This window comes from Mucilaginibacter sp., from assembly GCF_025359345.1.
In the GTDB taxonomy this organism is placed as follows: domain Bacteria; phylum Bacteroidota; class Bacteroidia; order Sphingobacteriales; family Sphingobacteriaceae; genus Mucilaginibacter.
The window spans coordinates 18432-39278 of sequence record NZ_JANYGQ010000008.1 but is presented as its reverse complement, the minus strand read 5'-3'; the positions used below and the strand labels follow the sequence as shown (position 1 = coordinate 39278).

At 41.6% G+C, this 20847-nt stretch carries 15 protein-coding genes; 11 read left to right on the top strand and 4 right to left on the bottom strand.

Translation table 11 applies throughout. From position 1 onward, the window contains the following. Positions 1 to 130 precede the first annotated feature (130 nt). Positions 131 to 1324 (top strand): pyridoxal phosphate-dependent aminotransferase, encoded by a 1194-nt coding sequence (locus Q0R52_RS03510; RefSeq protein WP_295792197.1) that lies wholly within the window; start codon positions 131 to 133, stop codon positions 1322 to 1324. Positions 1325 to 1524: 200 nt separating this feature from the next. Here Q0R52_RS03510 and Q0R52_RS03505 read toward each other — a convergent pair whose 3' ends face one another. From Q0R52_RS03505 to Q0R52_RS03490, 4 genes are all read right to left on the bottom strand, one after another. Next, positions 1525 to 2058 (bottom strand): hypothetical protein, encoded by a 534-nt coding sequence (locus Q0R52_RS03505; RefSeq protein WP_295792192.1) that lies wholly within the window; start codon positions 2056 to 2058, stop codon positions 1525 to 1527. Between the two features lie 446 nt (positions 2059 to 2504). Then, complete coding sequence (locus Q0R52_RS03500) at positions 2505 to 5684, bottom strand: multidrug efflux RND transporter permease subunit (protein ID WP_295792189.1); 3180 nt, start codon at positions 5682 to 5684, stop codon at positions 2505 to 2507. Between the two features lie 55 nt (positions 5685 to 5739). Continuing rightward, positions 5740 to 6891, bottom strand: a complete 1152-nt coding sequence (locus Q0R52_RS03495) for an efflux RND transporter periplasmic adaptor subunit (protein ID WP_295792186.1) — start codon at positions 6889 to 6891, stop codon at positions 5740 to 5742. Positions 6892 to 6893: 2 nt separating this feature from the next. Further along, on the bottom strand, positions 6894 to 8297 hold the full coding sequence (locus tag Q0R52_RS03490; protein ID WP_295792183.1) for a TolC family protein: 1404 nt from the start codon (positions 8295 to 8297) through the stop codon (positions 6894 to 6896). Between the two features lie 269 nt (positions 8298 to 8566). On the opposite strand from Q0R52_RS03490, the gene Q0R52_RS03485 reads away from it, so the two are divergent. The 10 genes from Q0R52_RS03485 (at position 8567) to Q0R52_RS03440 (ending at position 20748) form a co-directional block, all read left to right on the top strand. Further along, complete coding sequence (locus tag Q0R52_RS03485; protein WP_295792181.1) at positions 8567 to 9772, top strand: pyridoxal phosphate-dependent aminotransferase family protein; 1206 nt, start codon at positions 8567 to 8569, stop codon at positions 9770 to 9772. A gap of 110 nt (positions 9773 to 9882) precedes the next feature. Beyond that, on the top strand, positions 9883 to 11001 hold the full coding sequence (locus Q0R52_RS03480) for a GNAT family N-acetyltransferase (RefSeq protein ID WP_295792178.1): 1119 nt from the start codon (positions 9883 to 9885) through the stop codon (positions 10999 to 11001). Continuing rightward, complete coding sequence (locus tag Q0R52_RS03475) at positions 10998 to 11984, top strand: NAD(P)-dependent oxidoreductase (RefSeq protein ID WP_295792177.1); 987 nt, start codon at positions 10998 to 11000, stop codon at positions 11982 to 11984. Before Q0R52_RS03480 ends, Q0R52_RS03475 begins: the two co-directional genes overlap by 4 nt. 29 nt (positions 11985 to 12013) lie before the next feature. Further along, the gene (locus Q0R52_RS03470) at positions 12014 to 13336 is read left to right on the top strand and encodes an inositol-3-phosphate synthase (protein WP_295792174.1); all 1323 of its coding nucleotides are present in this window, start codon (positions 12014 to 12016) and stop codon (positions 13334 to 13336) included. A gap of 129 nt (positions 13337 to 13465) precedes the next feature. Then, a complete protein-coding gene (locus Q0R52_RS03465) occupies positions 13466 to 13918 on the top strand; it encodes a phosphatidylglycerophosphatase A (protein ID WP_295792171.1) in 453 nt (150 codons plus the stop codon). Between the two features lie 335 nt (positions 13919 to 14253). After that, positions 14254 to 16815 carry a DUF5686 and carboxypeptidase-like regulatory domain-containing protein gene (locus Q0R52_RS03460; RefSeq protein WP_295792170.1) on the top strand — a complete coding sequence of 854 codons (2562 nt, stop codon included), beginning with the start codon at positions 14254 to 14256 and terminating at the stop codon, positions 16813 to 16815. 18 nt (positions 16816 to 16833) lie between these two features. After that, positions 16834 to 17544: a CDP-alcohol phosphatidyltransferase family protein gene (locus Q0R52_RS03455; protein WP_295792165.1), complete on the top strand. Its 711-nt coding sequence runs from the start codon at positions 16834 to 16836 to the stop codon at positions 17542 to 17544. 187 nt (positions 17545 to 17731) lie between these two features. Next, positions 17732 to 18352 (top strand): sterol desaturase family protein, encoded by a 621-nt coding sequence (locus Q0R52_RS03450; protein ID WP_295792163.1) that lies wholly within the window; start codon positions 17732 to 17734, stop codon positions 18350 to 18352. A 1-nt stretch (position 18353) separates the two neighbouring features. Then, positions 18354 to 19289 carry a phosphatase PAP2 family protein gene (locus Q0R52_RS03445; RefSeq protein ID WP_295792160.1) on the top strand — a complete coding sequence of 312 codons (936 nt, stop codon included), beginning with the start codon at positions 18354 to 18356 and terminating at the stop codon, positions 19287 to 19289. Between the two features lie 253 nt (positions 19290 to 19542). Continuing rightward, the gene (locus tag Q0R52_RS03440) at positions 19543 to 20748 is read left to right on the top strand and encodes a hypothetical protein (RefSeq protein WP_295792159.1); all 1206 of its coding nucleotides are present in this window, start codon (positions 19543 to 19545) and stop codon (positions 20746 to 20748) included. The last annotated feature ends 99 nt before the right edge of the window (positions 20749 to 20847 follow it).

Sequence of the window (20847 nt, the reverse complement as noted above, 5' to 3'; positions counted from 1 at the left end):
ATTACTTTTTTTGCAAAATACAGATTAAGGAAATGTTAAAAAACAGTAACAAACAACTGCCAGACTCAAGACTAATTACTTCAGACTTAAGACTTTTTCTATATTTGCCGCGCAATAATCAAAAAACAATATGAGTACATTAAGTAACAGGATAAATAACCTGTCGGAATCAGCTACTATCAAGATGGCCAAAATGGGCCGCGAACTTGCTGCAAAAGGTGTTGATGTGATAAGCCTAAGCTTTGGCGAGCCGGATTTTCACACCCCTGAGCATATTAAGGAAGCTGCCAAGAAGGCTATGGATCAAAACTTTACTTATTATACCCCGGTATCGGGTTATCCTGAATTAAGAAAAGCCGTAGTTGCCAAATTGAAAAACGAAAACGGCCTTGATTACGACTTCAGCCAGATTGTGGTTTCCACCGGCGCAAAACAGGCTATTGCCAACGCGGTGCTATGTTTGGTAAACCCAGGCGAAGAAGTTATTATCCCTACACCCTACTGGGTATCGTACAGCGAGGTGGTTAAACTTGCTGAAGGTGTAAGTGTATTTATAGATGCCCCTGTTGAGCAGGATTTTAAAATCACTCCTGCACAGTTGGAAGCCGCCATCACTCCAAAAACAAAATTGTTTATGTTTTCGTCGCCATGTAACCCTACCGGCAGCGTTTACAGCAAGGACGAGTTGGAAGGTTTGGCAAAAGTATTTGAAAAATATCCTCAAGTTTATATCCTGTCTGACGAGATTTATGAGCACATCAACTTCGTTGACAAGCATGAATCGATCGCACAGTTTGATTATATAAAAGATCGTGTAATTATCATCAACGGCTGGTCGAAGGCGTTTGCTATGACGGGCTGGCGTATTGGCTACACCGCATCGAACAAAGAAATTGCAAATGCCTGCGATAAAATGCAGGGACAAATCACATCAGGTACCTGCTCAATTACACAGCGTGCCGGTGTTGCAGCTTATGAAGGCGGCCTGGAGTCGGTTCTGGAAATGCGCAAGCAATTTAAAATACGCCGCGATTTGGTTTACGGTTTATTAAAAGATATCGATGGCATAAAAGTTAACCTGCCCGAAGGCGCGTTTTACTTCTTCCCTGATGTTACTTCATTCTTCGGCAAGAGCTATAATGGCAAAACCATTAATGATGCCGATGAGCTTGCAATATTCTTGTTAGAAGAAGCCCATGTGGCAACTGTTGGCGGCGATTCATTCGGCGACAAAAAATCCATCCGCATAAGCTATGCTGCCGCCGAGGATAAGCTGATTGAGGCAATGAAACGCATTAAAGAAGCGCTGGCTAAACTTGTTTAGAGATTAGAGACTGGTTTATTAGAGACTAGCAAAAACGAAAGCCCTTGCAAACGAAATTGCAAGGGCTTTTTCATAACGTTAAATCCTTGAGACTCCGGTACAATATGAGAGGCCTGAGAATAACAAGGCCCTTGCATAATTAATATGCAAGGGCTTTTTGCTAATCTCTTATCTCTGATTAACTAGTCTCTAACACCAACTTACAGCGCGAAACCGTAAGCTAAACGCAGGGCTACTACACCGTAGCTATCGCTCTGGCCTGAGAAATTTTCGTAACGAACGCCTACATCCCATGATTTGTTAGCCCAGCCTACTGCTGGTGACAAAATCAATTTTGTGTTTTTAGCGTATTTGGTTTCGAAACCGGCACCGGCTTCACCACCTAAATAAATGTTATCAGTAAGAAAACCTTTGATACCAAGTTTTACTGGAACTACACCAAAGCTTTCGCCTCCTACATCTTTAGCAGCCTGGGTAGCGAAGAAGTTATAGTAACCTGAAGTAAAAGTTAACGCAAGGTTTTTTTCGATACCATATTGTAAACGGGCGGTACCGCCAAGTTCAAATTTTGAATACGCAGGGCTGGTGCTCAAGTTGCCGGTTGGTATGCCGGCTTCAACTCCAAAGCCCAGGCGCCATGCGCTTTTTTCTGTAGTTTGGGCTTTTACATTAACTGAGAAAAATATAGCTGCAGCAGTTGCTACCGAAGCTATCCATTTTGTTGAGTGTTTCATTGTTGTGTTTATCATTTAAGTGAACTGATAGATAATTCTATACATCTCCCCCAGAACAAATACTTTGCCAGTGTGCCAAAAACAATGTCTGAGTTATGTAAACAAGCCTTTAGCGTACTAATTAACAAGTTTTATTAACAATTGTTAAATCCTTAGAAGATTGATAATCAGCTGACTTTTTTACTACAATAGTTAGGAGTGATAGTTATCATTTTTTTAACATTGGGATAACCCAGCCTGTCAGTATAACCGTTGTCACTGACATTGTAACAGCATTTTTGCAGGGTAAAAAGGTCAAAATTGTACTATTGAGAGGTTACTTAAGCAGAGATTGGTGATTAGTTAATTGGAGATTAGCAGAAAAGAAAAAGCCCCTGCAAGTTCAATTGCAAGGGTTCTTTATTAATTTATTTCTAATCTCTAACCTCCAATTAACTAATCTCTACCTACACCTGCGGGTCAACCTCAGGATCAGGTTTATAGTTTTTCTGCAATTCAGCCAGTTTTTCTTTGCCATAGGCAAATTTGGTTATCATGTAAAACAGTACCGGCACTATAAATATAGCCAGCGATGTTGCGGTTAGCATCCCGCCAAATACTGTCCATCCGATAGTTTGTCTTGCTTTTGCACCGGCACCTGAGGCAACCAGCAGCGGGCCTACACCTAATATAAATGCCATCGATGTCATGATGATTGGCCGTAAGCGTAGTCGTACCGCCTCAAGTGTAGCCTTTTCCAACTCCATCCCCCTGTCCACACGTTCCTTGGCAAATTCAACTATCAGGATGGCGTTCTTCGCCGCCAAACCTATCAGCGTAATTAAACCTATCTGCGCATAAATATTATTATCAAGACCTGGTTTAAACCATAAAAACAGTATCGCACCAAATGCCCCGAGAGGCACTGCCAGCAATACCGAAAACGGAACCGACCAGCTTTCGTACAATGCTGCCAGGAACAGGAACACGAATCCTATGGATAACATAAAGATGTATACTGTTTTCGATCCTGATATAATCTCCTCGCGGCTTAGACCGGCAAATTCGTAGCCAAAGCCCTGCGGTAATGTTTCCGCAGCAACTTCCTGTAGCGCTTTTATGGCATCGCCACTGCTATATCCCGGTTTCGCTGTACCGTCAATTTCGGCAGAACGGAAAAGGTTGAAGTGCGATATCAGCGGCGCATTTTCGATTACTTTATAGCTGGTTACCGTGCTTAACGGAACCATTCCGCCTGCCGAGTTACGCACAAAATACTGTCCTATATCGGCAATATTGGTACGGTAATTTGTATCAGCCTGGGCCACTACGTGAAAATTTCGGCCATAAACGGTAAAGTCGTTCACAAACGCACTACCCATATAAGTTTGCAACGCGGTACTTATATCAGATATGGATACGCCAAGCTTTTTCGCCTTTTCCCTGTCGATAGTTAGCTGGTATGCCGGGGTGCGCGCAGTAAAGAACGAGAAGGCCCTTGCAATTTCAGGCCGTTTGTTTACAGCGGCTGTAAAATTTTGTAATACCTTCTCAAAATTTTTGATGTCGCCGCCGGCTTGTTTCTCTTCCAAAATAAATGAAAACCCTGCCGATGTTCCTAAGCCAGGCACAGCCGGAGGCGAAATTACCACGACATTCGCTTCTTTATAAATGGATAACTTTTTCTGGATCTTTGCTATTACAGCCTCCACCTGTTGCGATTTGTCTTTTCGCTCGTCCCAGGGCCGTAGCTGGCAAAATATGGTTGCACTGTTTGATTTACTTGCAAAACTTATTACGTTTAACCCGCCCAGCGCCGCGTAGTGATAAACTTCGGGAATACTGTCGAGCGCGCTCATAACATGGTGAAGAACATCAACTGTTCGCTTGGTTGATGAAGCTTCGGGTAAATCGTAAGTTATGTAAACACGTCCCTCATCCTCGGTGGGCAAAAAGCCGGTTGGTTTCTCTTTAAAAAGGAGTATGGTACCTACAACAATACAAACCAGTATAATTACAATAAGTGCCGGATTTTTTATTCCCCGGTGAACACCGTTGCGATACTTGCCGGTAACACGGGTAAACCAATTGTTAAACCAAAAAAAGAATTTATTCAACCCCTTTGATTTCTCATCAATCTTGTGCGGGCGCAGTATCAGCGTACATAATGCAGGCGTTAACGATAAGGCCACAAACGCCGATATCAACACAGATATAGCAATAGTGATGGCAAACTGCTGGTAAAGCCTGCCCACAATACCAGGTATAAAACCAACCGGTACAAACACCGCCGCCAAAATCAGGGCAATGGCTATTACCGGCGCCGATATGTCTTTCATAGCGTGCACAGTTGCTTCTTTGGGCGACATGCCTTTTTCATCCATATAATGCTGAACGGCCTCCACCACCACAATGGCATCATCCACCACTATACCTATAGCCAGCACAAACCCGAAGAGCGTAAGTGTATTTATGGTAAAGTGCAGCGGGATAAAGAATATAAACGTACCAATAATTGATACCGGGATAGCCAATATTGGAATAAGTGTTGTCCGCCAGCTTTGCAAAAACAAAAACACCACTAGTATAACAAGGAACAAAGCTATAACCAATGTTTCAATTACCTCACGTACCGATACCTTTACAACGGTAATTGATTCGAACGGTACTACGTAGTCAACATCAGTTGGAAAGCTTTTTTTGAGCTGTTCCATTGTAGCGTAAACATTTTCGGCAGTTTCGATAGCGTTACTGTTTGGCGCCTGGTAAACCAGCAGGTACGATGCGCGCTTATTATCAACAAACGAGTTACCGGCGTAGTTAAATTTACCCAGCTCAACCCGGGCAACATCCCTTAAATGCACAACAGAGCCGTTACCTGGCTGTGTACGGACAATTATATTTCCAAACTCTTCGGGCGTAGTTAAACGGCCCTTAACTATTATGGTATACTCAAAGGCCTGCACCTGCTCCTGCGGGGTTGTTCCCACCGAGCCGGCTGCCACCTGGGCATTTTGCTCCTGCAATGCACTCGTAACGTCATTAGCTGTCATCCCCAGCGCAGCAAGCTTATCCGGCTTAAGCCAGATACGCATACTAAAATCATCAGCACGGCTGATTACGTCGCCTACGCCTTTTGATCGCAACAGCGCATCGCGTACAAAAACGTTGGTGTAGTTATCTAAAAAGGTAACGTCATGCGTTCCTTTCGGGGCATAAATGGCGACCAGCAGTAATATACTGGGGTTACGCTTGCGGGTAATTAAACCCAAACGTTGTACCTCCTGCGGTAAAGTTGGTGTTGCAATGCCTACGCGGTTCTGTACATCGAGAGCGGCAATGTTTATATCTGTACCAACCTCAAAATTCACCGTCATGCTCATTTGGCCGTTGCTGGTACTATTACTTTGCAAATAGGTCATGCCCGGGGTACCGTTAACTTGCACCTCAACCGGGGTGGCTACGGTTTGCTCAACTGTGAGCGCGTCGGCACCAATATAGGTGCCGGTTATGCTAACCGTTGGCGGTGCAATCTCGGGGTACTGCCCTACAGCCAGGTTTATTATACATATTATACCAACTATAACTATCACTAACGAAATAACGATAGCTGTAACCGGTCTTTTTATAAAAGTATCTGCAATCATTCTTTATCTTTTTAGAGAAACAGGAATCGAATAATCCTAAAACAAGCAATCAAATTTATTTAGCCGCACCGCCTTTTGCCGGCGCTTGTCCTGCGGCGCCTGGTGCCGCTGCCGGTGGCCCAAGTGTGATTTTACCTCCATCACGCAAGCGCTGAAAACCGTCTGTTATTACCTTATCGCCTGGTTTAAGCCCATCCATAACAACCACATTATTGCCTATATGCGGCCCAAGCTTTACTTTTATCTGTTTTGCTATAGTATCTTGGGCTGTAAATACAAAAAACTCCCCCATTTGCTCGGTAACAGCTTTAGACGGAATCTGCAGCCTGTTGCCCGATTGGCTATTTAACACCTTCAGTACGCAACTCATACCATCTTTTAGTACATCATTATTGTTCGAAAATTCAATTCTTACTTTAACGGTACCTGTCGTTGCGTTTACGCCACGGTCAATTGCGCGCACTTTGCCGGCCTGGTTATAAGTAGTACCGTCGCTCAACTGCAGCTTAAAGGTTGAATCGGTGTTATGTTTTTGAAGCCCATAAAAACGATTAATATCCTGCTCGTTAATTACCACATCAACTCCGATAGGGCGTTCGCTCGATATGGTGTTTAACAACGTGCTTCCCGGTGAAACCTGCGTACCCAATTTTACTTGTGAAATACCTATGCGACCAGTAAAAGGGGCAGAAATAGTTGCGTACGAAAGGTCGGTTTTTGCAGATGCCACAGCAGCCTTTGCAACGGCAACCTGGCTTTTGCTGGTCTCGAAAGTTGCCTCAGCCTGGTCGACCGTTTGGCGGGCCACAGCATCGTTTTTGAGCAGCATGTTATACCTGTCAATATCTTTTTGGGCTTTTATCAAGTTTGCCTCGGCGCTTCCCAAATTTGCCTGGGTTTGTGCATAAGCGTCGAGAAATTTGCGCCTGTCAATTTCGTACAAAGGCTTGCCTTTGGTAACTATTTCGCCTTCGTTAAAAAATATACCGGTAATAAAACCCGTAACCTGGCTGCGCAATTCAACTGTATTTAAAGCTATAACATTGCCCTGGTATTGGTCATAATAAACGGCTTCGGCAGTTTTTACATCGGCTACATAAACGGGGGTTGGCGGCAACGGAGCATTAGCGGCATCCTTTTTATTTTTGCACGCCGACCACATTAAAATACAAACCGTTCCGGCTAAAAGTATATCTCTTGTTTTCATATTCAATTTGGTTGTACAGAAAGGGTGCCCAATGCTTTCTGAAGGTCAATTTTGCTCGATAATAACTGGAACAATGCATTATAATAATTCAGCTCGGCGGTACGCAGGTCTGATTGTGCCACAATTACATCAAGATAGGTTTTAATGCCTTCGCGGTATTGAAGGCTAACAATCTTGTAAACATCCTTGGCGAGATCAACGTTTTGCTTTATCAGCTGCCAGCTGGTATAATTGCTTTTGTAGCCGGCGAGCGCCTGCACGTATTCGGTATTGATGGTATTAGCAGAATTCTCAATATCCAAATCAGCACGCGTAACCTGCAAACGGGCCTTGCTTAAATTTTGCAAACGTTTGCCTCCCTGGAAAATAGGCAACGCCAATGACAGTCCTGCATAAGCACTTGGGTACGAGTTATTGTATAAACTGCCAAACCTGTCGCTCAAATAGACCCAATTATAGCTACCAACAGCAGAAAGAGACGGTAAAAAACCATTCTTATAATAATTCACATTAACGTTCTGCAGATTTTTCTGCGTTTGCAGCAATTGATATTCAATGCGGTTATTTACATCGAGTTTCTGATTGGTGTCAATAACAGCTGCCTGCTCAAAACGTGACGAATCGTACGACAACACGAGGTTATGCCCCGCCGATATACCCATTATCTGTTTCAGGTAAGCTTGCTTGCTATTGATAGCTTCCGCGGTTTGCTTGCGACTGGCAATTGAATTATTAAACGATATAGTAGCCTGTTTGTAATCAATTTTATCCGACACGCCGGCTTGGTACCTGTTGTAGGCGTCCTTTTGACTGCGCTGCAACCGGGCAATGTCTTCATTTAAAATATCCAATTGTTTTTGCGACAGCAGTACATCAAAAAAAGCCTTGCTAACGTCTGAAACGACATTCACCTGGCTGCTAAAAATATTCTCTTTATAATATTGGCGCGAATATTTGGCTGCTTTGGCCGCCTGTAATACATCATTATTATAAATAACCTGGCTGGCCTGTAAACCCAATAACGAGAACTCGTCATTCCGTGTACCCGCAGCCTGGTTGGTTTTGGTTGATGAACTACTTGCGGGGCTTCCTTTAAAATAATGCTGGTATTCGCCAGATCCATTAACCTGCGGCAGCCAATCAGCAAGACTAATTTTTATGTTACGTTCGTTAATTTGTTCGTCAATTGAGGCTTGCCTCACTGCAGGTTGGTTGCGCAGGGCAAACTCCACACATTGTTTTAAAGTAACAAGAGTATCGGAACTAGTTTGCGCAAACAAAATGGCCGGAAAAATTATTGCTGTATTTATGATGAATAGGGAGACGGATTTTTTCATATTACGGTGCGGCATCCGGTTAGTAACAACAGTTAAAGGCAAAGGTTGCCAATAAATTTTATTTTTCATAAGGATACGCTAATATGGTTACATTTAAATAACCTGAAAAAAGACAACAAAAATTTTACGCAAGTATGTCATTAAAACTACAATAGGGGGCTTTTTTGCATTTTTTAGAAAAAAATCAAAAATTGTGTCGCCGAATAACTAAAAAAATTAATTAATTTGCCGAATGGGAGCACTATGCTTTTATGGTAATCGAAAAAAAGTTACCAACTAAATACAAGATATAACCTAATTCATGGTATTTTTACAAAAAATTTAAGCAGGGTTAATACATGGTTAAAAGACTACATGAGAAGATTGCACAGTTCCAGGATGCCAACCTAATCCGGGAAATGGGCCTATATCCTTATTTCAGGCCTATTGAGTCTGGCCAGGATACTGAAGTATTTATTGATGGCAAACGTGTATTAATGTTTGGTTCCAACTCATATTTAGGGTTAACAAGTCACCCTAAAATAAAGGAAGCTTCAAAAAAAGCAATTGATAAATACGGAACCGGCTGCGCAGGATCACGATTTTTAAACGGAACACTTGATATCCACATAGAGCTTGAAAGAAGGCTGGCAAATTATGTTGGTAAAGAAGGCGCTGTTTTATTCAGCACAGGTTTCCAGGTTAACCTGGGTGTGCTATCGAGCATTACCGGCCGTAACGATTATTTGATATTAGATGAATATGACCACGCTTCGTTGATTGACGGCAGCAGGTTATCATTCTCAAAAGTCATCAAATATGCCCATAACGATATGGAAGATTTACAGCGCAAACTGAGCATTTTGCCAGAAGAAGCTGTAAAACTGATTGCCGTTGACGGGATATTCAGCATGGAAGGTGATATTGTTAAACTACCGGAAATTGTAAAAATTGCCGATAAGTTTGGCGCCAACATTATGGTTGATGATGCACACAGCCTTGGTGTAATTGGTCACAAAGGTGCCGGCACAGCCTCGCATTTTGGACTTACCGACCAGGTTGACCTTATTATGGGCACCTTCAGTAAATCACTGGCTTCACTGGGTGGCTTCATCGCTGCCGATGCTGAAACAATTGATTACCTGAAACACCGTGCACGTGCATTAATGTTTAGTGCCAGTATGCCTCCGGCATCGGTTGCCAGTGTTATTGCTGCGCTTGATATTATTGAATCGGAGCCTGAGCGCATTGCCAAGCTTTGGGACAATACCAACTATGCCATGAAACTTTTGTTAGAGGAAGGATTTGATTTGGGCCCAACTGAAAGCCCTATCCTGCCAATATACGTAAGGGATAATATGAAAACCTTCCAGGTTACCAGGCATTTACAGGATACAGGTATATTTGTTAACCCGGTTGTATCGCCGGCTGTTCCTTCCGACTCATCTTTACTACGTTTTTCGTTAATGGCCACCCACACCTTCGAGCAAATTGAAGAAGCCATTGAGAAAATCGCAAAAGCCTTTAAGGATGTTGGTGTTACATCAATTAAAGAAAAAATATAAACCGGATTACGCCGTAAATGGCAATAGTTTAATTCAATAAAGCAAGCATCGCCGACAACAGTAGGCGATGCTTGTTTATTATTTAACAAAATAACAGAACTGCATACCTGATGAAGAAAATAGTACAGGTTAACTCCAAAAAAGAGCTTGGAACATTCATTGATTTTCCGCACGACCTTTATAAAGATGACCCCAACTATGTTCCGGAGTTGTTTATTGCACAGCGCGACCTGCTAACCAAGCACCCGTTTCATAAACACAATGAGCTGCAATGTTTTTTGGCTTATGACGGCGATAAAGTGACCGGTCGCATTGCCGCTATTTTGAATAACGCACACAACGAGCATAATAAAAGAAACGATGGCTTCTGGGGTTTTTTTGATTGTATAAACGACCAGGAAACCGCCAATATGCTTTTTGATACAGCTACCAAATGGTTAAAAGATAAAGGCGTTGACCAAAAATCGATCGGCCCGGTAAATTTTTCGACTAATGAAGCGTGCGGGTTATTAATTAAAGGTTTTGACAGCCCGCCTATGCTGATGATGACCTATAATTATCCTTACTACGCCAATTTTATTGAAAAATATGGGTTCGAAAAACAAATGGACCTGATTGCCTGGCATTGGGACGGTGATGGCTACGACGATAAATCGATTCGGTTATTAGGCGCCTTACAGGAGCGTCTTAAACGTAATAACATCGTTATCCGTAAGGTAGACCTTAAAAACTTTAAAAGCGAGGTTGAAAAGGTACGTGAGGTATATAACTCTGCCTGGGACCAAAACAGCGGCTTTGTGCCATTTACCGATGCGGAATTCGACTGGCTGGCAAAAGATTTAAAACTAATACTGGACGAAAACTTCGTGTATGTAGCCGAACAAAACAATAAGATTGTAGGTTTCGGGCTTGCTTTGCCAAATTATAACGAGATTTTTAAGAAAATAAAACGCGGGCGCTTGCTGCCTACCGGTATCTTTAAATTGTTACTTGGTAAAAAGAATATTCAGAGCATTCGCATTTATGCGCTTGGTGTTATTGATGGTTATCGTAAGATGGGCATTGAGGCTTGTTTATATGGTTCTATCATAAAAGAATACCGCGAACGCGGCCTTAAGCATGCCGAAGCCGGTTGGACGCTGGAAAATAACGTATTGATAAACGAAGCTATAAAAGCTATTAAAGGCGACCCTTATAAAACGTACAGGCTGTACGAAAAAGACATATGAAGCAGCGGGTTTTAATAACCGGTGCAAGCGGATTTGTTGGGTTCCATTTAATTGAAGAGGCGCTAAATAACAATATGGAAGTTTTCGCTGCAGTACGCAAAAGCAGCAAAATTGACCACCTGGCAGGTTTCGACATTAAATTCACCTACCCCGACTTTGACAATGTGCAAGCGCTAAAGGATAATATTATCGAAAACAAGTACGATTATATTATCCATGCAGCGGGTGTTACAACGGCACGGTCGGCTCAGGAATATGAGCACATAAATGCTGACTATACTTATAACCTGGCAAGAGCCGCAGTTGAAAGTAATATCGGCCTGAAAAAATTTGTGCTGGTTAGCAGCCTGGCGGGTGTTGGCCCGTTAAATAATTTAGACGGGATAATAACCGAGGAGACTATCCCTACCCCGGTTACCGCATATGGCAGGAGCAAAATACTTGCCGAAGAAAAATTAAAAAGCATAGACAGTTTAAATTACACCATATTAAGGCCAACAGCTGTTTACGGCCCGCGTGATAAGGACATTTTTATATTTTTTAAACAACTGAGCAATCGCATTGAACCGTATATTGGTAATATCGACCAAAAGCTAACCTTTATATATGTTACTGATTTAGCTAAAGTTGCCGTAAAAGCATTGCATATAGGTAATAAACAGGCATATAATTTAAGCGACGGCAGCTATTATAGCCGTTATGCTTTAGGCGATTTTACACGAGAAGTGTTAAATTTAAAAACCGTTAAGTTTCATTTGCCTGTAAACTTTGTAAAATTAATTGCAAACATATCCGAAAAAGTTTGTTCTTTGAGCAATAAGGCGTCGGTGCTTAATGTTGAGAAGCTAAAGGAGTTGATGGCGGTTAACTGGAATTGCGACATTTCGCGGGCAAAAGCCGACCTTGAATTTACTCCAGCTTATGATTTGAAAGCCGGGGTTACCGAAACGTTAAACTGGTATAAGGCCAATAAATGGCTATAATAAATGTGTGTACACTATAATAAATAAATATGAAAACTAATATTACACCGGCTAATGGTAAATTAGGCATCTTAATTCCGGGGTTGGGAGCTGTGGCTACCACAATGATTGCCGGCGTTGAGGCGGTAAAAAAAGGCTTGTCACAACCAATTGGCTCACTTACCCAAATGGGCAGCATACGCCTTGGTAAAAGAACTGAAAACCGTTACCCAAAAGTTAAAGACTTTGTGCCACTGGCAAAGCTTGAAGATATTGTGTTTGGCGGATGGGACGTATACTCTGATAACGTTTACGAAGCTGCAACAAAAGCTAAAGTGCTTGAAGCGGACTTATTAAAATCAGTAAAAGCTGAGCTTGAAGTGGTTGTTCCGATGAAAGCAGCTTTTGATAAAAATTACGCTAAGAACCTGATAGGTACACACGTTAAAACTGGTACCCGCTATGAAATGGCGCAAGAAGTGATGAACGACATTACAACCTTCAAAGAAAAAAATGGCTGCGACCGTATAGTTTTGATCTGGTGTGGTTCAACTGAGATATACTACGAAGCATCGGAAATACACCAAACACTTGCAAAATTTGAGCAGGCTTTGGTTGATGACGACAAACGTATTTCACCAAGTATGATTTATGCATATGCAGCTTTAAAATTAGGCATCCCGTTTGCAAACGGTGCGCCTAACTTAACAGTTGACATCCCGGCGATGATTGAACTGGCAAAATTAACCGAATCACCCATTGCAGGTAAAGATTTTAAAACAGGCCAAACTTTAATGAAAACCATTTTGGCGCCTGGTTTAGCCGCACGTTCGTTAGGTGTTAAAGGCTGGTTCTCGACCAATATTTTAGGTAACCGCGATGGTTTGGTATTGGACGATCCGGATAACTTTAAAACAAAAGAAGTTTCGAAACTGGGTGTACTGGAAGACATTTTTAAACCGGAAGATAATCCTGAATTATACGGCGATTTGTATCACAAAATCCGTATCGACTATTATCCGCCGCATGGCGACAACAAAGAAAGCTGGGATAACATCGACATTTTTGGCTGGTTAGGTTACAAAATGCAGATTAAAATCAATTTCCTTTGCCGCGACTCGATTTTGGCCGCGCCAATAGCTCTGGATTTAGCCTTATTCAGCGATCTTGCGAAACGTGCCAATATGAGCGGTATACAAGAATGGTTGTCGTTCTACCTTAAATCGCCGCAAACAGCGGAAGGTTTGCCACCCGAAAATGATATTTTCAAACAACTGATAAAATTACAAAACACGCTGCGCCACTTAATGGGCGAAGATTTAATTACCCACCTGGGCCTTGATTATTACCAGGAACTGGTGGATGTGTTGTAGTTTATAAAAGTTGCAAACGTTGTGAGGGTTGTAAATGTTAAACGGGTTTTAGCATTTACAACCCTTTGTTAAAACTAAAGATTACAACTTTACAACCTTTAAAACCTCTACAACCCTTACAACATCACCATGCTCTTCCATAAAATATTCACCTCAACTTTTGGCATAGGTTACATTAAAGGCGGCGGCACAATTGCGGCCGTATTTTGTTGTATTTGCTGGTACCTGGCGTGGATGGGAACCACTCCCCCACTGGTCTTATCATTGACAATTACAATTGTAACAACATTGTTAGGTGTGTGGTCATCAGGAATTGTTGAGAAAATTTGGGGAAAAGATCCCAGTCGTGTAGTGATTGACGAGGTTGCAGGAATGTGCATAAGCCTGCTTTTTATACCCGTAGAGCCCAAATATGTAATTACCGCCCTGGTATTATTTCGCTTTTTTGATATAGTAAAGCCGTTATTCATCCGTAAGATGGAAAGATTTCCTTCAGGATGGGGAATTATGATGGACGATATCCTCGCCGGGGTCTATACTAACCTATTGATGTTGGCCGTTGTAGGGTTTAATTTATATTAATCCTATTGTAATGTTTTCTAAATTGTTCCCTTATCGGTACTCATATTTGACTTTTTGACCACAATAGTCTGTTAGGTTTTTTTTTACCTTTGGCACTTGACAAAAACGGACTCCGGATGCCTTTAAATGCTTTGCAGCCGGGTGGCATGGCACGATACAGAATGGTCATAACAAGGTTTTATTTTGAATATTACTTACGTAAAATAACCTTTTGGACTGTTTATTGTAACGCACTGATAACAAATATTTTAAAAAGATAATATCAATTGCAAATGTTTTAACGGGTATTTACGTACATCATTAAAATACTGAATTTGCAGAAGGCAACAAAATAAATGAACTATACATACTTATACCGGAAGCTGGTTTTGTTGAGCTTCTTTTTACTTGCTGCTACTACCCTATTTGCACAATCAACGGTTGTTACGGGTACCGTTATTGACGCCCGCACAAATGAACCATTGCCTTTTGTGTCGGTTAAATTTAACGGCACTTCCATTGGCGGGCCTACCAATAACGACGGCAAATACACTATCAGCACTGATAATCCTGTTAAGCAAATCAAAATTTCGTTTCTTGGTTATAAAGATGTTTTGATGAACGTTAAGCGTGGAGTGACGCAAACCGTAAATGTAAAGCTGGTTGCTACAGCAAATGAACTTGATGAAGTTGTAGTAAAATCGGGTAAAAAGCCTAAATACCGCAATAAAGATAACCCGGCCGTTGAACTGATACGCAAGGTTATTGAAAACAAAGAGAAAAACCGTCCTGAAGCTTATGACTACGTAGAGTATAAAGAGTATGATAAAATGCAGTTCTCTTTGGCAAACGTATCACCAAAGCTTTCAGAGAAGAAGTTTTTCCGCAAATATGCATTCGTGATAGATAACCGCGACAGCACTACCGTTCCGGGCAAATCATTGCTGCCGATTTTCCTGAACGAAAAGGTATCCCAATATTATTACCGCAAAAACCCCGAAAAAGAAAAGACAGTTGTATTAGGCGAAAAGAACGTAAACTTTGGCGGATCGGTTGATAGTGAAGGCCTTGGGGCTTATTTTAAGCACATGTATTACAAGGTTGATATTTACGACAATACAGTGTTTTTGATGACGAACAACTTTTTAAGCCCGATTGCTGGTTCATCGCCTACATTTTATAAGTTTTTTATTACTGATACCGTTGCATATAAAAACACCAAGCTGGTTGAGCTAAGCTTTACACCGCGCAATACTACCGATATGCTTTTTGTGGGCAAACTGTACATAACGCTGGATGGCAACTATGCTGTTGAAAAGGTTGAATTGAATATCAACAAAAACATCAACCTTAACTTTGTTAACTCCATGCGGGTTAACCAGGAGTTTGAGCAAAACTCGGATGGCCGTTTTCACGTTAGCAAAAGTACCACACTAGCCGATTTCGGGTTGACAAAAAACAAAAAAGGTGGTTTGTTCGGTATCCGTACAATTACATATGGCAACTACACTGTAAACAAACCCCATCCGGATACTACCTATCAGCACAAGGAATATACCGAAAGCGACGAGGTACAGAATCGCAGCGACAAGTTTTGGGTTGAAAACCGTTTGGATACGCTGACAACCGCCGAATCGAAAGTATATAAAAACGTGGATAGCCTGCGTAATATGCCATCGTTCAGGCGTACGCTTGATATTGCTACATTGCTGCTGGCTGGTTATAAAGGTTTCGGCGGTTTTGAGCTGGGCCCTGCCAATACATTTTACAGCTTTAACCCTGTTGAAGGCTTTAAGTTACGTGTTGGTGGCCGTACCACACCCGAATTAAGTAAACGTTATTATTTTGAAACTTACGGCGCATATGGCTTTAAGGACGAACGTTTTAAGTACTTTTTAAGTGCAACTTATTCGCTAAATAACAAATCTATCTACAAGTTTCCGCAGAACTACCTAAGGGTGAGCACCCAATACGATACACATATACCGGGCGCAAATCTGCAATTTGTGCAGGAAGACAACTTTTTGCTGTCGTTTAAACGGGGCGAAAATGATAAATACCTGTATGACAGGAGCTACAACTTTGATTACGTTCACGAATTTGAAAACCATTTTTCGTATCACGCTAAATTTGCAAGGTTAACACAGGCGCCTGCAGGTTCGTTATACTTCTTAAACACAGTGGGCAATAATACAGCAAATGTTGTTAAGGACCTTACTACCAGCGAAGCTGGCTTAAGCCTGCGTTATGCGCCTAACGAGCAGTTTTACCAGGGTAAAATATACCGCGTACCTGTACCAAGCAAATACCCTGTGCTATCGCTCGATTATACTGCCGGTTTAAAAAACGTGTTTGGCAGCAGTAATTACGGCTACCAAAATCTGCACGTGCAAATGGACAAGCGCTTTTACTTATCCATCTTAGGTTATGCTGACGTTACCATTGAAGGGGGTGAAACATTCGGGCAGGTGCCTTATCCGTTGCTCGACATATTCAGGGCTAATCAAACATATGCTTACGATATTTATTCGTATAACTTGATGAACTTTTTGGAATTTGTGGGCGACCATTATGCTAGCATCAATATCGACCAGCACTTTGTGGGATTTTTCTTCAATAAAATTCCACTATTTAAAAAACTAAAATGGCGCGAAGTTGCTTCTGTTAAAGCAATATATGGCGGCTTAAGCGATAAAAACAATCCATCGCTACATCCATCGCTATATCAGTTCCCGGTAACCGCGGCCGGCGAACCTATCACATACGGTTTAGGCAGCACCCCTTATGTTGAGGGTAGTGTGGGTATTGAAAATATATTTAAATTTGTGAGAGTGGACTTGGTGAGAAGATTTACGTATTTAGACCATCCTGACGTTTCGAAATGGGGTATCCGTGCAAGGGTTAAGTTTGATTTTTAAAATATCGGCAGTATAACAATGGAACAACAAACATCAATACGTACAAATTTACAACTGGGCATTTATAAAGTAATTGACCCTGTTGTTAAGGTATTTATAAAACTGGGGCTTACACCAAACGCTGTTACCTCAATTGGGTTTGTACTTAACGTGGGGGTTGCCATTATATTTATATTAGGTGCAGAAGAAGGTAACCGCGGCGATTTAAGTTACGTTGGCTGGGCCGGGGGCCTTATCCTTTTTGCGGGCCTGTTTGATATGCTTGACGGGCAGGTGGCGAGGCTTGGCAATATGAAATCGACCTTTGGGGCGCTGTATGATTCGGTGCTCGACCGTTACAGCGAGCTGATTATGTTTTTGGGTATTTGTTATTACCTGGTTGGTCACCACTACTTTTTAAGTTCTATATCTGCATTTATAGCTTTAATAGGTTCAATGATGGTCAGTTATGTAAGGGCGCGTGCTGAAGGATTGGGGATTGAGTGTAAAGGTGGTTTAATGCAGCGACCTGAACGTGTTGTCACTATAGGTTTGTGTGCGATGCTCTGCGGCCTTGCATCAATTTACATTGGTGGTGATTATAAGCTTTATGTGCCTGGTATTAAATTCCACGTCTTTGAAACCATGACCATATTTACTTTTCCAATTGCAGTACTTGCAATTTTAACAAATATTACTGCCTTTAAAAGGTTACTGGATGCCAAAAAGTCGCTCATGGACCAGCAATAATATTTTAGCAGGAAACGTTAAAATTTAAAGTATTTGCGGAGCGGGATATAAAATATCATATCTTCGTAACAATTATATTAAATGGTTTACAGTTTCCCAAAACTTTGCTAAAATTGATATAATTATTAAAAAATCAGGAATCGAATAGCAGGCTGAGAAATTTAAACATTTTAAACCCTGATCAGTTATGAAAAAGAAGTATGTTTCCAATTCACAGGAGTCTGTGAGAATGTTTAAAAGTGATTTTTTAGAAAGCTTATCTAAAGTTCACTTTACTGTTCCTTTATATATTTTCGTCCCCGTTATCGCTTTTTGTGTTTACAAATACACTCAAACCGGTCTGGGTGCTTTGCTTTTTGCCGAACTATTTGTGTCGGGCCTTTTTATCTGGACGTTGGTTGAATATATAATGCACCGCTTTGTATTTCACTACCAGCCCGCTGATAAGCCATGGGCACAACGTATGCACTTTGTATTTCACGGCGTTCATCACGACTATCCAAGCGATGCAAAACGCCTGGTATTGCCGCCATCAATGAGCATACCTTTAGCAACTGGCTTTTATCTCTTATTTAATGCCATATTGCCAACCAATTACGTTTTTGGTTTTTTCCCGGCCTTTATTTTAGGCTACCTGTTTTATGATATATCGCACTACGCTATTCATCATTTTAACTTTAAGGGCAACATCTGGAAAAAAATAAAACAGCACCACATGCTGCACCACTACCAGGACCCAGCCAAAGGCTACGGCGTAAGTTCGCCGCTTTGGGATAAGGTGTTCCGTTCAGATTTTATTAAAAAATAGCATGACGAATGCTGTTAATGACGGGATTAAAATCAACGCCCGGTCTGTAACCATTGTATTATTAGTCACCGTATTTTACCTGCTTATTTCGGTATTGCTGGTAGGCTTTAAAACCGATCAGCTTTTTTTGGCCGGGATATTTAACGCTGCGTTTTTCCTGTCGCCTATCAGCCGCAAATTCATTATCGGCTTTTCCATATTTATAGTTTACTGGATAATCTTCGATTATATGAAGGCCTTTCCCAACTATAACTATAACACGGTACACATTGCTGATTTATATAATGCTGAAAAACACCTCTTCGGCATAAACTTTAACGGTAAGCTTTTAACCCCTAATGAATACTGGCGCGCCAACGGCAATACTTTTATGGACGTGGCAGCGGGCATATTTTATCTGTGCTGGATACCTGTACCGTTGGCATTTGCCGGGTACCTTTTTTTTAGAAACAGGAAACAATTCCTGTACTTCTCACTCACGTTTGTATTAATAAACTTTATCGGTTTTGTGGTTTATTACCTTTATCCTGCGGCCCCGCCCTGGTATGTTGAATATCATGGGTTTGCATTTCATGCAAAAACACCGGGTAACACGGCCGGACTTGCAAAATTCGATGCATTTTTTAACGCAGGCATTTTTAAGTCGATATACTCAAAAGGTTCAAATGTATTTGCGGCTATGCCGTCGCTTCATTCATCGTACCCGGTTGTTGTACTTTATTATGGTTTAAAAAATCGGCTGGGTGTGATTAATATATTTTTTGTGGTAGTGATGCTGGGCATTTGGTTTACCGCAGTTTATGCAAGCCATCATTATATACTCGACGTGTTGGCTGGGATTCTCTCTGCATTTATTGGTATTACAATTTTTAATGCCCTTGCCCGCACAACCTTCTTCCAGGCATTTATCCAACGGTACGAGCAATACATCCGCTAACGGGGAAATCTTCCAATAAGCCGGATTAATTGTACTAATTACTTGTCACTTTTCAATTATAGCATTGCAGTGGTCGTCAATCGCTGGTGCGTTTTCATGCGAATACTTCAAAAAATTCCGTTTATCTTTTTCACGGAGGAATAAAAAATTTATTAGCAGGAAAATTACAGCCGGAATATCATCATAAATCAAATTACAGGCACGTTTTTTGAATTAGCTAAGTATATTTATAGTCCCTGAGCTGGGATAGCTTATGAGAAAAACACTTACGCTATTTATTTTTTTACTTGCCTGCCTTAAATTATCGGCCGCGATACAGTCTGTTGATACCATTAAGGTTGGCCCACCCGACCCTGCTAAAGATACCATTAGATCGCCTGCACTTATTTATAATATTAAATCTTTGGCACTTTCTGATTTTTCAATAGCAGCAAGCAATAAAAATAATTTCGGTGTAGCAGCCATTAACCATTATCCTGGGGAACTTACAGCAATAATACCCGCAAAACGCTACGAAGATGTTAACGTGGTTGCGGTTACCTATCCCGACAGCATGAACCTGGCGCCATTACTAAAAAAGCCGGTTAGCCTGAGCATGTCGGATTCCCACCTGGCAGAAAATTTAAACAACAAAATAAGGATTAAAAATGCCGATAGCCTCAGGCTTTTAGCCGCCATGTTAAGGCAGGACAGTGTAAGAATTTCGCTATACCGCGCAAATAAGGATAGTGTGAAACAACGCCTAGCTGTAATGAACCTTGACAGTCTTAAACTACAGTTGAAATACCCTGCCAGTGATATGTTCAAGGGCCAGATATACACCGAAATTGCCAATCGCTATCTTGACTATGACACAATAAGTAACAAGATGCAGCGTGCGAGTTACGAGAATAAAGCACTAAACTATACTATGCTGGCGCTTCACCAGTTTTCGTACTACAATGACACAACGGGTCTCCGTGTTACTTTCGATCATCTGGCCAAGGTGTACATGGCTCAGAAAAAATTCAGCCAGGCCAAATGGTTTATCCTGCAGTCCAATTCACTTTCGCGGGCTAAAAACGACCAATTAAATATTATTGCGTCACTGGTAACCCTGGCAAAAATAAAAAGCGAGCAAACTGACTATAAGCTTGCCATGGGCGATTTAGATGAGGCTGTACAAATTTCGGAAAAGAACCACTATGGTAAAGTTGAACTCGATGTGCTGAAAAACTACGCGCTTTTGTATAGCCGCATGAAAAACTATCCGAAAGAGGAAGCAATGTTAAAAAAACGCGACTCGCTGGAGCAAAGTATTCATAAGGCGGAGGAGGCAAAATTGGCCGCCGCCCTGGCAACCAAAGATTCGATAGAAAAGAAAAAAGCCGACTCGCTGCAGGTTAAAAAAAAAGTATTCTCCTCAAATACCAGGAAGCTCTCCAAAAACGGATCAGGCAAGAAAGTAGTTACATTATAATACTTACCTCCTCCATCCTGATGATTGTTATTGCTGTTTTTGTCTACAAGCGCAAAAGAGGTGGCTGGCGCGATATTATACGCCGGCGCAGGCGGTAAT